The 12,534-nt window shown below is 38.1% G+C and carries 10 protein-coding genes; 6 read left to right on the top strand and 4 right to left on the bottom strand.

Annotated features, from left to right (window positions below):
- Positions 1 to 18 precede the first annotated feature (18 nt).
- From R2R28_RS11065 to ade, 4 genes are all read left to right on the top strand, one after another.
- Entirely contained in the window at positions 19 to 255 is a 237-nt protein-coding gene (locus tag R2R28_RS11065; protein WP_316825737.1) for a hypothetical protein, read from the top strand.
- Positions 237 to 620 carry a type II toxin-antitoxin system VapC family toxin gene (locus R2R28_RS11060; protein WP_316825736.1) on the top strand — a complete coding sequence of 128 codons (384 nt, stop codon included), beginning with the start codon at positions 237 to 239 and terminating at the stop codon, positions 618 to 620. Before R2R28_RS11065 ends, R2R28_RS11060 begins: the two co-directional genes overlap by 19 nt.
- A 21-nt stretch (positions 621 to 641) precedes the next feature.
- On the top strand, positions 642 to 2,618 hold the full coding sequence (locus tag R2R28_RS11055; RefSeq protein ID WP_316825735.1) for a dehydrogenase E1 component subunit alpha/beta: 1,977 nt from the start codon (positions 642 to 644) through the stop codon (positions 2,616 to 2,618).
- Between the two features lie 93 nt (positions 2,619 to 2,711).
- Complete coding sequence (ade, locus tag R2R28_RS11050; RefSeq protein WP_316825734.1) at positions 2,712 to 4,349, top strand: adenine deaminase; 1,638 nt, start codon at positions 2,712 to 2,714, stop codon at positions 4,347 to 4,349.
- 225 nt (positions 4,350 to 4,574) lie between these two features.
- Here the strand turns inward: ade and R2R28_RS11045 are convergent, their stop codons facing one another.
- From R2R28_RS11045 to R2R28_RS11035, 3 genes are all read right to left on the bottom strand, one after another.
- Positions 4,575 to 5,183: a SprT-like domain-containing protein gene (locus R2R28_RS11045; RefSeq protein ID WP_316825733.1), complete on the bottom strand. Its 609-nt coding sequence runs from the start codon at positions 5,181 to 5,183 to the stop codon at positions 4,575 to 4,577.
- A gap of 78 nt (positions 5,184 to 5,261) precedes the next feature.
- Positions 5,262 to 5,669 carry a GxxExxY protein gene (locus R2R28_RS11040; protein WP_316825732.1) on the bottom strand — a complete coding sequence of 136 codons (408 nt, stop codon included), beginning with the start codon at positions 5,667 to 5,669 and terminating at the stop codon, positions 5,262 to 5,264.
- A 22-nt stretch (positions 5,670 to 5,691) separates the two neighbouring features.
- Positions 5,692 to 7,959 carry a helix-turn-helix domain-containing protein gene (locus tag R2R28_RS11035; RefSeq protein ID WP_316825731.1) on the bottom strand — a complete coding sequence of 756 codons (2,268 nt, stop codon included), beginning with the start codon at positions 7,957 to 7,959 and terminating at the stop codon, positions 5,692 to 5,694.
- Between the two features lie 473 nt (positions 7,960 to 8,432).
- On the opposite strand from R2R28_RS11035, the gene R2R28_RS11030 reads away from it, so the two are divergent.
- Positions 8,433 to 10,016, top strand: a complete 1,584-nt coding sequence (locus R2R28_RS11030; protein WP_316825730.1) for a peptide chain release factor 3 — start codon at positions 8,433 to 8,435, stop codon at positions 10,014 to 10,016.
- A gap of 160 nt (positions 10,017 to 10,176) precedes the next feature.
- Positions 10,177 to 11,157 (top strand): thiol-activated cytolysin family protein, encoded by a 981-nt coding sequence (locus R2R28_RS11025; RefSeq protein ID WP_316825729.1) that lies wholly within the window; start codon positions 10,177 to 10,179, stop codon positions 11,155 to 11,157.
- A gap of 16 nt (positions 11,158 to 11,173) precedes the next feature.
- Here R2R28_RS11025 and R2R28_RS11020 read toward each other — a convergent pair whose 3' ends face one another.
- On the bottom strand, positions 11,174 to 12,220 hold the full coding sequence (locus R2R28_RS11020) for a WYL domain-containing protein (protein ID WP_316825728.1): 1,047 nt from the start codon (positions 12,218 to 12,220) through the stop codon (positions 11,174 to 11,176).
- Positions 12,221 to 12,534: the final 314 nt, after the last annotated feature.

Raw genomic sequence — 12,534 nt, 5'->3', positions numbered from 1 at the left:
ATTTTTGTATATTTGAGTATGGTACGAACAATAATAACACCCGATAAAGAAAATATCTCTATAGATGTTCCTAAGGCTTATATTGGGAAACAAATTGAGGTTTTGGTTTATGCTGTCGACGAACTTAAAGAGATGGAGAAACCTAAAAAAAAACATTCTGACTTCCGCGGTTCACTAAACCTTACCGACCAACAATATGAAGAATTCCAGCAATATATTATAGATAGCAGGAACGAATGGGAACGGGACATTTAGCTGATACAAACTCAGTAATTGAGTATCTTGAGAATAAACTACCTGAAAAAGCACTTCTGTTTATGGATAATCTTGAAATGCATTTATCTGTTATTTCAAGGATGGAACTTTTAGGCTGGTCCAAGATGACAGAACGGCAACTCCATGAATTAAATGGCTTTATTTCAGCTTCGCATGTTTATAATTTATCAGAACAGATTATTCAAAACACCATCAAAATAAGAAAATCGCATAAAATCAAACTTCCTGATGCTATAATTGCAGCAACAGCAATCACTAATAACCTTACCTTAATCACAAGAAATACTTCAGATTTTAAAAAAATTGTTAATCTTGAAATCCTAAATCCATGGGATATTTCTTAAAGTCTTAATCAAAAGCTCAATATGCATTTCAATCGAAGAGATAAAGGCGACCAATTCTTACTGAATTTATATAAAAGATTGCTTTACCCCCGGATGGTTGAAGACAAAATGCTAAAACTTTTACGGCAGGGCCGGATTGGTAAATGGTTTTCAGGCGTTGGTCAGGAAGCCATTGCAGTGGGCAGCACCTTAGCCATGCAAAGCGATGAATACATTTTGCCGATGCACCGCAATTTGGGTGTTTTTACCTCACGCGATATTCCATTAAAAAAATTAATGGCTCAATGGCAGGGTAAAATAACCGGTTTTACCAAGGGCCGCGACCGCTCCTTCCATTTTGGCACACAAGATTATAAAATTATTGGGATGATTTCCCACCTTGGCCCACAAATGGCCTTGGCTGATGGTATAGCATTGGCTGATGTTCTGGCCAATAAGCCGCATGCTACCTTGGTTTATACCGGCGAAGGGGCCACCAGCGAAGGCGATTTCCACGAAGCTGTAAATGTTGCCGCCGTTTGGAATCTCCCTGTTATTTTTCTGATCGAAAATAACGGATATGGGCTTTCTACCCCAAAATCAGAACAGTTCAGGTGCAAAAACCTGGTTGATAAAGCCATTGGTTATGGTATAGAAGGCATCCAGATCGACGGAAATAATATCTTAGAAGTTTATGATACCATCAACCAGCTGGCCATGGAAATCAGAAAAGATCCCAGACCGGTATTGGTAGAATGCCTTACTTTCAGGATGCGGGGCCATGAGGAAGCATCAGGGACTAAATATGTTCCGCAGGAATTATTTGATGAATGGGAAAAGAAAGACCCCTTAAGTAACTATGAAACCTATTTAATTGAGCAGGGTATTTTAACTTCCGATACCGTTATCGATATCAAAATCCAGATCAAAAGAGATATTGAGTTAGAAGTTGAGGAAGCTTTTAATGAGCCTGAACCAGTGGCAAATGTTACACAGGAAGAAACGGATATGTATTATCCATATCAGCAAGAAGTTATTCAACCCAATCAATCTTCAACGGAAAAAAGATACCTGGATGCGATAACCGATGGGTTGGACCTGGCCATGCAGAAATATCCTAATCTGGTTTTAATGGGGCAGGACATTGCTGACTATGGTGGCGCCTTTAAAATTACTGATGGCTTTACCGCAAAATATGGCAAAGGCAGGGTTCGCAACACCCCTATTTGCGAATCGGCCATTGTAGGTGCAGGTTTGGGTCTATCCATAAACGGTTATAAAGCTGTGGTAGAAATGCAATTTGCAGATTTTGTAACTGTTGGATTTAACCAAATTGTGAATAACCTGGCCAAAACGCACTACCGTTGGGGCGAAAAGGCCGACGTGGTGGTACGCATGCCTACAGGTGCCGGAACAGGTGCAGGTCCATTCCACTCACAAAGTAACGAAGCGTGGTTTACCAAAACACCAGGTTTAAAAATCGTTTATCCTGCTTTTCCTGAAGATGCAAAAGGTTTGCTATTGGCAGCTATTGAAGATCCAAATCCCGTACTTTATTTTGAACATAAATACCTGTACAGAAGTTTAACCGCTCCTGTTCCGGACGGTTATTACACTACGGAGATTGGCAAAGCCGTTACGCTTGCAGAAGGAAGTGCTTTTGCAATCATTACTTATGGCTTAGGTGTGCATTGGGCTTTGGATTACCAGAAACAACATCCCGAAAGTGGGGCTACAATAATCGATCTGCGCACACTTCAACCCTGGGATAAAGAAACTGTTAGTGAAGTGGTTAAAGCAACCGGAAGGGTTTTAATTTTGCACGAAGATACCTTAACCAATGGTTTTGGTGCCGAAATCTCAGCATGGATCGGAGAACATTGTTTTCAGTATCTGGATGCTCCGGTAATGCGTTGCGCCAGTTTAGATACCGCTATACCAATGAGCAAAGTATTAGAAGAAGATTTTTTAGCTAAAGCAAGATTAGCAGAAACGATTGATAAATTATTGAAATATTAAATAGTTTTGCCACGGAGACACAGAAATCACGGAGAACATTAATTATTAATTCCGTGCCAATCCGTGTTTCCGTAGCTAATTTATATAAACAGCATGAGCAATTTTAAAGTCGAAGGAAATATCATCGACATCACAAAACGAAATATTTTCTTTGGCGAAGTAGCGGTAGAGGAAGGCAGGATAAAATCAGTCACCAAAATTGCCGATCAGCAAGATGGTGCTCATTTTATTTCTCCGGGTTTTATCGATAGTCATGTACATATAGAAAGCAGCATGCTCATTCCGAGTGAATTTGCACGTCTGGCAGTTGTACATGGCACTGTTTCTACCATTAGCGATCCACATGAGATTGCCAATGTTTGTGGCATGGAAGGGGTAGAATTCATGATCGAAAACGGCAATACGGTTCCTTTTAAATTCAACTTTGGTGCGCCGAGCTGTGTGCCTGCTACCATTTTCGAAACCGCCGGTGCCGAATTGAATCATGATGATGTAAAAGCACTTTTAGAACGGCCTGAGATAAAATATTTGAGCGAAATGATGAATTTCCCCGGGGTACTTTATAAAGATGAAGAGGTTTTAAAAAAAATTGCTGCTGCGCACGAGTTGGGCAAACCTGTTGATGGCCATGCACCCGGATTACGTGGTGATGCTGTTCAACAATATATCGATGCGGGAATTTCTACCGATCACGAATGTTTTACTGCGGAAGAGGCGCTGGATAAATTACAACGCGGCATGAAAATCCTGATCCGTGAAGGAAGCGCAGCAAAAAATTTCGACGCACTCATCGATCTGCTAAATGATTGGCCTGAAATGATGATGTTCTGCAGTGACGATAAACATCCCGATAGTTTGGTCGAAAACCATATTAACCAGCTTTGTGCAAGGGCGGTAGAAAAGGGAATCAATATTTTCAATATCCTGCAGGCAGCCTGTATCAATCCTATCCTCCATTATAAATTGGATGTTGGCTCATTACAGATAAACGATAATGCAGATTTCATTGTAATCGAAGATCTAAAAAATTTCAAGGTTAAACAAACCTATATTGACGGATTATTGCTTGCCGAAAATGGCAAAACCGTGGGCGATTGGGTAAAACATGTGGAAGATCAGGAATCAGTAAACCATTTCAACTGCAGTTTAAAAAAGGAAGAAGATTTTATTTATCCATTCACCGGACAGGAAGAAATCCCGGTTATTGAAGCCTTAGATGGACAACTGATCACGAACAGGTTATCAGCTAAACCAAAGGTTTTAAACAATAACATCATCAGCGATCTGGAAAATGATGTATTAAAAATGGTGGTGATAAACCGTTATCATGATGCACCTGTGGCAATATCCTTCGTAAAAAACTTTGGCTTAAAACAGGGCGCTATTGCATCAAGTGTTGCACACGATAGTCATAATATTATTGCGGTTGGTGCCGACGATAAAAGCATCTGCGAAGCCGTAAATTTAGTGATCAAGGAAACCGGAGGTGTAGTGGCCCTGGGAAATGGGAAAGAAGAAGTTTTGGCCTTGCCGGTTGCCGGCTTAATGAGCAATCATAATGGTTACGAGGTTGCAGCAAGTTATACCTCAATTGATCAGTTTGCAAAAGATCTGGGCTCAACCTTACTTGCCCCTTTCATGACGCTTTCTTTTATGGCATTATTGGTAATTCCGCATTTAAAGCTAAGCGATAAAGGTTTATTTGACGGAGATGAGTTTAAGTTTGTTTAAATCGCGCCTATAATAGACTTAAATAAAAAGGCTCGTCATTGCGAGGAGGAACGACGAAGCAATCTTAAAGCGCATGCTGGTAGCGATCGTTGTAAGATTGCTTCGTCGGCTGAAAAAGCCTTCTCGCAATGACGACTTCTGGCATTTTATCTGTGGGTTGAGGCTCCCCTGTTATTCATATTGACTTTTATGCAATAAATTATTCCTCGAAATGACGACTTTTCGTTATTCCTCTACAAAGACCTCCGCCAAAGGATTGAACAGGTATAAACGCTTATCATCCAGACACACACAACGGTACCGCTTCCTAATCCGTTCGCCTTTGGTAAAACGCCGGCCATCTTTAATTTTAAAGGTGCTGTTAATCGGCAGTTGTTCCAGGTGCAGGGTTTCTGTTTTATTGCTATCGTATTTTTTTAAGGCCCGCGATAAATGCAGGTCAGAACAGCTGGATGCCGCCGGATTGGACATATAATGATCAATTGCTATATGAATATCAGCAGGAAAAATATTCAATTCAAAAAAAGGAACCATCATCCGCTGAAAATTCTTCTTCCACTCTGAGCCATGTGGTTTTACCTTATTCTTAAAATCGTTCCAGGTAAGGAGGTGCGCAAACTCGTGTACGGTAGTAACCAGAAAAGCGTAATGGTTGAGGTTAAAATTTACCGAAATGCGGTGGCCTTTGCCTTGATAAGGATGGCGGTAATCGCCCAGTTTTGTAGAACGGGTTTTGGCAATTTTAAATTCACACTGAAAATAATCTATCCATTTTGCAATTAGCGGCGCCGCTGGTTCGGGCATGTACTGCGCTAAAACTTTAACCTTTTCCACGAATGCTAAGATAACAATTTGCTAAATCATTTCAACCATATGAGACATATAAGAACATTTAAGATCGCAGATACTATATTAATGTAAGAATCTGAACAGGTCATTTACATATGTTTTTTGTCCACTCTCATAAATATTCAAACAGTTGAAATTGATTATCAAGCCCATTGGCACCTCTAAAAGCTTCATATAAGTTAAAATTTGTGCCTCATGAATAGGTAATACTTTCTCAACCGCTTTTAGTTCCACAACTATACAATTTTCAACAAACAAATCACACCATAATTCTGTCTCAACTAAAGTTTCTTTATAGTAAACTGGCACTAACATCTCAGATTTGTAATTTATTCCACGAAGAGTCATTTCATGTTTCAAACATTTATGATAAACACTTTCCAACAAACCTGGCCCAAGCGCTTTATGAACTTCAATTGCTGCTCCATTAATTTTATAAATTAACGTTTTTAGATATTCTTTATTCGCCATGTCTTATATGGTTATCATAAATCTATTCTTCCGATGGAAACAACGATGCCAAAACCAATTTAATCTCACCAAAAGAATAATCCTTCCCTAAAAATTCCCTTATAGTAGCCATTGATTTTGTTTTCTGGCTTTCTACCGCATCTGCAATATTTCTGATTTTGTTGGCTTTTACCAGTTTGGTCACATCCAGTTGTTGTGTAGAAACATAATATGCTAAATGCCCTTCAATCGTTCCTGCAGAAAAACCCCGTTCTTTTGCAATTTCATCTATGGTTTTGCCCTGCTCATAAAGCTCGAAGCTTACCAGTTTGGTATCTATTTTGGGTTCTTTTTTCTTTTTCTCGGATGCTGATTTTACCTTAAGTGTTTCTCCTTTTAACTGAATTGCCTGCTGGAGTTGTTTACTCCGTTCAACTGTATTTAATAAGGCATCGGTATCTGCTTTGCTAAATTCTTTACCCTCAATCAACGCCTTTAACAGTGCTTTGCTTTTGTGCATTTTTTTCAGTTGTTCATACACCAGAATTTCGAGTTCGAGTAGTTCGGTAACATAAGTTTTAATCTGCTTTTCTTCTTTAATCACTTCAATTTGCGCCAGAAAACGGTCGGAAATTTCTTTAACCAGCGGATTAAAATATTTTAAAGCCGCCTCTACCCTTTTCGATACGTTAAATAAAGTATGCTCAGTTTGCTGTGCAAACAGATTTTTCAATTGATTAACAAACGTATCGGCAGTAGCCGTTATTTTCTGAAAATCCGTGTAAACAGTATCTGTCCAATCTTCATGCCTTTGTTTGGCAGATTTTTCACTTTTATCAAATGTCTGGCGGTGTTCTTTTAAATAATACCTAATCAGGTTCAGATCAAAAGCTGCAAGCAGGTAACTGCGAATAAAAGCATAACTCTCTAAACTGATCTGCTTGTTTAATACCTCTGATGGCTGTTTCGTTTTTGAAAAATAATGTACGTTCTGATCTTGTTGCAAACCACTTTCGCGCAGATGAGAAGTTAAAACAAGCCCTTTTAAGGAACGTAACCGGGATAAAGCCACATAAGCCTGACCAGGCGCAAAAGCATCGCCAACATCAATAATAGCTTTATCAAAGGTTAAACCCTGACTTTTATGTACCGTAATGGCCCAGGCCAGTTTAATGGGATATTGGATAAAAGAACCAGCAACATTTTCTTTAATCTCATTAGTTGCTTCGTCTAATTTATATTTTACATTTTCCCAGGTATAGGGAGAAATCTGGATCACTACCTTATCTTCTGGCAATTCAATTTCAACTACATCTTTTTCAATATGATGCACCACGCCGATTTTACCATTGTAATATCGTTTTTCTGAAGTCATGTCATTTTTAATGAACATTACCTGTGCCCCCACTTTTAATTCGAGGCTCTTATCATTCGGATAGGCATATTCGTTAAAATCACCCTGAACCTTTGCCTCAAAAAAGTAAGATTTATTTTTCAACTGGGCTAACCTTTCGCGGTTAATACTATCCGCTTTATTGTTATGGGTGGTTAAAGTGATGTAATTTTCATCTGCCGAAGGTTTAAAATCCTGCTTAAAATGTTGCCTTAACAAGGCGGTATCTTCGGCGGTGATTTTATTATTCCGCAGGTTATTCAGTAAATCAATAAAAACAGCATCATCCTGGCGGTAAATTTTATCCAGTTCGATGTAAACCGGTGGATTATCCTGCAGGGCAAGCGCATCAAAAAAATAAATACTCTTGTAAAACTTGGCCATAATGCGCCACTCATCATTTTTTACTACGGGGGGTAGCTGGTGCAAATCGCCGATAAACAATAACTGAACCCCACCGAATGGAAGGTTTCTGTTTCTTCGTACATAACGCAGGGCAAAATCGATGGCATCGAGCATATCGGCCCGTAACATACTCACCTCATCAATAACCAATAACTCCAGTTCCTGCAACATGCGGCGTTTATTGCCCTGCATGTTTAAGTGTTTTACTAAAGTTTTGGGCGTATTAAAATTGAAATTGATGTTTTCGTTGATTAAAGTCCCGGCAGCATCAGGAAAAAAAGCACCAAAGGGCATCTGGAAAAGCGAATGAATGGTTACCCCAGCTGCATTAATGGCAGCAATACCTGTTGGAGCTACAATTAAAGCTTTTTTATGCGTAAGCTGAATGAGTTTCCGTAAAAAAGTTGTTTTACCTGTTCCGGCTTTTCCGGTTAAGAAAACGTGTTTTGAGGTGTAATTAACGAATTTAGCCGCAATTTCTGCAGGCATAGAAGTTTCTTCTAGAGTGGGCATCGGCAGTAAAATTTTAGTTAGCAATAAACGGAGGGACAAATAAAGCTAAACATTTTAGCACAAAATTAAACAATGATTGATGAGAAATTTTAATTTTTGATCGATAATTTTATTTAAGACGAGTGGTTGAGCCAATTTTTATTAGATTTCTGATTAAGATCATTATTATTTGCAGCGAATTAATGCCTCGAAGGGAATTAGTGCACAAGCAACCTAAACCTGACAGAAACGGCAGCTCCCGATTTTTCTATCGGGACTACAGTGTATGGCAGGGCTGCAATAACAAAAGAACCATTGCCACTGCTTTTCAAAAACAATAAACACGCAACCCATTTTCAATTAAACAATTAACCTATTCAAACTTTAACCAAAATCCTTATCTTTGCGGCCTGATGAAACAACAATATTCAAATCTTATCGCTGTTAAATTCCTTTAACAAGGTTTCATCTCTTTTTACACCCAAAATTTTATTATGCTTAACCCTGAAATAGAAAAACGTAAAACCTTTGCCATTATTAGTCACCCCGATGCGGGCAAAACCACGCTGACAGAAAAATTTCTGCTTTTTGGTGGTGCTATAAACACTGCTGGTGCGGTAAAAAGGAACAAAGCCAATCAAAGTAATACCTCCGATTTTATGGAGATTGAGAAGCAGCGTGGTATCTCGGTGGCAACTTCGGTAATGGGTTTCGAATACAGCGGCAAGCGCATCAACATCCTGGATACACCGGGTCACAAGGATTTCGCAGAAGATACTTACCGTACTTTATCGGCCGTGGATAGTGTTATTTTGGTAGTCGATTGTGTAAAAGGTGTAGAGGAACAAACTGAAAAACTGATGTCGGTTTGCCGTATGCGTAACACCCCTGTAATTATCTTCATCAACAAAATGGACCGTGAAGGTAAAGAGGCTTACGATTTATTGGATGAGATTGAAGAGAAACTGAATATTAGTCTTTGTCCGCTTTCCTGGCCAATTGGTCAGGGTCATACCTTTAAAGGTGTTTACAGTATCTATAATAAACATTTAAATTTATTCAATTCGGATAAAACCAAAGTAACCGATTCGGTTGTGGCGGCCAATGATTTAAATGATCCATCTTTATTAAATTACCTCAAAGAAAACGAAATCAATGCCTTAAAAGACGACGTTGAACTGGTTAATGGCATCTATGGTAACATTGATAAGGATTTATATACTGAAGGTTTGGTTGCACCCGTATTTTTTGGGAGTGCGATTAACAACTTCGGAATCAAGGAGCTTTTAGATACGTTTATCGATATCGCTCCAAGCCCTCGTCACCGCGAAGCCGAAGAACGTGACGTACTGGTGGAAGAGAAAAATTTTAGCGGATTTGTATTCAAGATCCACGCCAATTTAGATCCGAAACACCGCGACAGGATTGCCTTTTTACGTATTTGCTCTGGTAAATTTGAACGCAATAAATTCTATTACCACACCCGTCAGGATAAAAAATTAAAGTTCTCCAATCCGATGGATTTCATGGCGAATGAAAAAAGCATTGTAGAAGAAGCATGGCCAGGTGATGTGGTAGGCTTATACGATAGTGGTAACTTTAAAATTGGCGATACCTTAACCGAAGGTGAAAAATTGCAGTTTAAAGGAATCCCGAGTTTCTCTCCTTCTATTTTTAAAGAGGTAGAAAATATGGACCCAATGCGTACCAAACAGCTGGAAAAAGGCATTGAGCAGTTAACGGATGAAGGTGTGGCACAGTTATTTGTGATGCAGCCCGGAAACAGAAAAGTAATCGGTGCAGTTGGTGAGCTTCAGTTCGAGGTAATTAATTTCAGGTTAGAGCACGAATATGGCGCAAAATGCCGTTTCCGTACCTTGAGTTATACCCGATCGAGCTGGGTAACTTCTACCGATAAAAAGAAACTGGATGAATTTGTAAAACGTAAGCAGCAGCATATCGGTTTTGATAAAGAAGCCAATCCTGTTTATTTGGCCGATAGTGAATACATGATTAATTTAACCAAACAGGATTATCCAGATATCGAATTTCATAAAACAAGCGAGTTTAAAAGTTAAGCCCTAAAGAGGCCTTTGTAAATGAGATTTAAACCTCTCAGATCTAAAAGATCTGAGAGGTTTTTTTATATCCTTCATCATAAATTAAAACTAAAAAAATAGTTTTTGGCATAAAAGTTGTAACTATGCAGATAGTCAAACACACTATCTATACACCCTGATGAAAAACATTCTAAACCATGCGCTGGTTATTTTCCCGCTATTATTTACAGTTTCTTGTAAAAAAGATGAGGCTATTGTTCTCCCAACCGAAAAACCTACTGATAAGCCTACTGAAAATGATAAAACAACTTCGGTAACCTGGAATTTCGACTCCTTTATTGTTGATGATCAGAAAGTAAATCAAATCTTTCCTGGAGCAATTTTCAATATCAAACAAAATGGCAATGATCTTGAATTGATTTCCCTGAAAAATGAATATACCCCATTGCCCATTACAGCATCAACTTCTATCGTTGGTACCACAAACAAAGCCTTTAACGATATACCTTCTACCGATAAGATTTCTACTTATACCAAAAACTTAACAGTCAAAAACACTGTTGAACAACAGGCCTATTCAGAAGATGAATTTAAGGATTACAATGTTGTAAAATACTTCCTTTCAAACAATGATGATGTAAAATCAATTTTTGAAAAAAGCGGAACCACAACATCAACACGGATCTCCAAAAAACACGCTTTATATTTTTTCAACAATAATGGAAAATTTTCGCTTGACATGAATCTTCCACGTAAAACAGAATTATTATCTGTGGCTGATGCAACGAAAATGAATGCAACAAATAACGCCTATTACATCAACAGTGTTGTATATGGCAATAACTCTTTAATTTTAGCAGAAGCTGACGCGGATTTTGCAACATTGAAAGTTGCTCTAAAAACGGTGCTTTTAAAACAAGAGTTAACGTTAGCACAAATACAGACTTTAAACACCGCCAAGGTTACTTTTTATGCCAGGAGCGGAAACGAAAAATCGTTTATTAAAATGGCTAACAATTTAAACGAGATTAAAGCTGTCGCACAAGAGTTTGAAACATTTAATAACGCAGTTATTGCCTACCCTATATCGTACTCCATGCGCTCAGTAAAAGATTTTACCCTGTTTCATCATCAAATAACAGTTAATATTATTAAATAACTGATAATGGCCAAACTTATGAACCCAGGATGTTAATTTCAATATTATCTTTTGTTTCATATTGTTCGTAAGTTTGAGCCAACCTCTTTTTAATTTTCGAGATCAGCAATCTTGGAGAAAGCACTTTAACACATTCTCCAAAACCTAAAATCTCGCGTTCCAGTTCATAATTCAATACCACATCGATCCTAAAAGTTGTTGTTTTTTCGTTCTTACTTAATGCCACCTGCGATTGATGCATCGGTTTGGTCACAACATAAGGCGCATGTTCGTTTGTAAATTCGAGAATCACTTTTTGAGCACGATCTTTCTCATTTTTGGTTACACCGATTAGATCTTCGTAATACCGGTCGAAATCTACCCCTTGATAACTTACAAACTCTTCATTAGGTAGTTCCTGAAATTCGATAATCCGATCTAAAGCTAAATTTAAAATCCCAGGTCGTTTTTTTGCCTTGCAGATTAAAAACCAACGGTTTCTGTATTCTTTTAATAAATATGGATAATAAATTCCCTGCTGAGATTGTTGTGCCTTGAAAGATTTATATTCGATTAATAGCGATCGTTTATTTAACACCGCCTGGTATAAAGGTGGGATACACTCCAAACCTTTAACCAGTTTATTACTTTCCAGCTGGATATTATTACCACTCTGCTTGGTCGATTTATAGAGGTTATTTTCCAAACGGGCAATCATATCGCTCATTTCGTCGAAATAATTAAAGGCATTAAACTGTTTCAGTACGCCAACAATTTCTTTCATTTTATCTACATCGGCATTATTGATCGGTGCCTTGGTAATACTAAAGCCTGGATCCTCATAAGCATAAAAACGTTTGTCTTTTACCACAATCGGTGCATTATAACCCAATTTATCACTCCGCATCAGTTGAATATCAGCCTGAATAGTACGTTTGCTTACACCTGTAGTAATTCCCTCCAATTCGTAAAGCGTTGCAGATACCTTTTCGATAAGATCTTCTAAAGTCCATTTACGGAAACGGTTTTTCAAACAATCATCGATGGTTTTATACCTGATGAGCGCTAATTTATTTACAGCCATTTTAAAGGTGGTTTTAGGTTTTTGCCAAAAATCTGGTGATTTCGCTGACCTAAATATAAGGATTGTTTTATATCTACGCAGTCTAACTGCGCACTTGAGTAAATAAAGAAACAATAAGCAGATAAAATAAATTTTATTAACCTGATTATCAAATATTTAAACAATAAGCAATAAAATATTTTTCACTACGCAAATCAGTCGCGCAGTGGTGGTAGCATCTTTGTAATGTCGCCAGTCGATAAAGTTCTTTGAAAAATATTAAGACTAACAATCTGATTTACAAAGACAGTTTACTGTCTTAAATAATACGTGCG

The organism is Pedobacter miscanthi (assembly GCF_032678605.1).
Taxonomy (GTDB): domain Bacteria; phylum Bacteroidota; class Bacteroidia; order Sphingobacteriales; family Sphingobacteriaceae; genus Pedobacter; species Pedobacter miscanthi_A.
The sequence above is the reverse complement of the archived record's forward strand: the minus strand, read 5'-3'. Positions and strand labels throughout refer to the sequence as shown.

Coding starts and splice junctions, on each gene's coding strand:
- R2R28_RS11040 (WP_316825732.1), bottom strand. CDS start 5,669: ATGGCGAATAAAGAATATCTAAAAACGTTAATTTATAAAATTAATGGA.
- R2R28_RS11065 (WP_316825737.1), top strand. CDS start 19: ATGGTACGAACAATAATAACACCCGATAAAGAAAATATCTCTATAGAT.
- R2R28_RS11035 (WP_316825731.1), bottom strand. CDS start 7,959: ATGCCCACTCTAGAAGAAACTTCTATGCCTGCAGAAATTGCGGCTAAA.
- R2R28_RS11025 (WP_316825729.1), top strand. CDS start 10,177: ATGAAAAACATTCTAAACCATGCGCTGGTTATTTTCCCGCTATTATTT.
- R2R28_RS11060 (WP_316825736.1), top strand. CDS start 237: ATGGGAACGGGACATTTAGCTGATACAAACTCAGTAATTGAGTATCTT.
- R2R28_RS11020 (WP_316825728.1), bottom strand. CDS start 12,220: ATGGCTGTAAATAAATTAGCGCTCATCAGGTATAAAACCATCGATGAT.
- R2R28_RS11030 (WP_316825730.1), top strand. CDS start 8,433: ATGCTTAACCCTGAAATAGAAAAACGTAAAACCTTTGCCATTATTAGT.
- R2R28_RS11055 (WP_316825735.1), top strand. CDS start 642: ATGCATTTCAATCGAAGAGATAAAGGCGACCAATTCTTACTGAATTTA.
- ade (WP_316825734.1), top strand. CDS start 2,712: ATGAGCAATTTTAAAGTCGAAGGAAATATCATCGACATCACAAAACGA.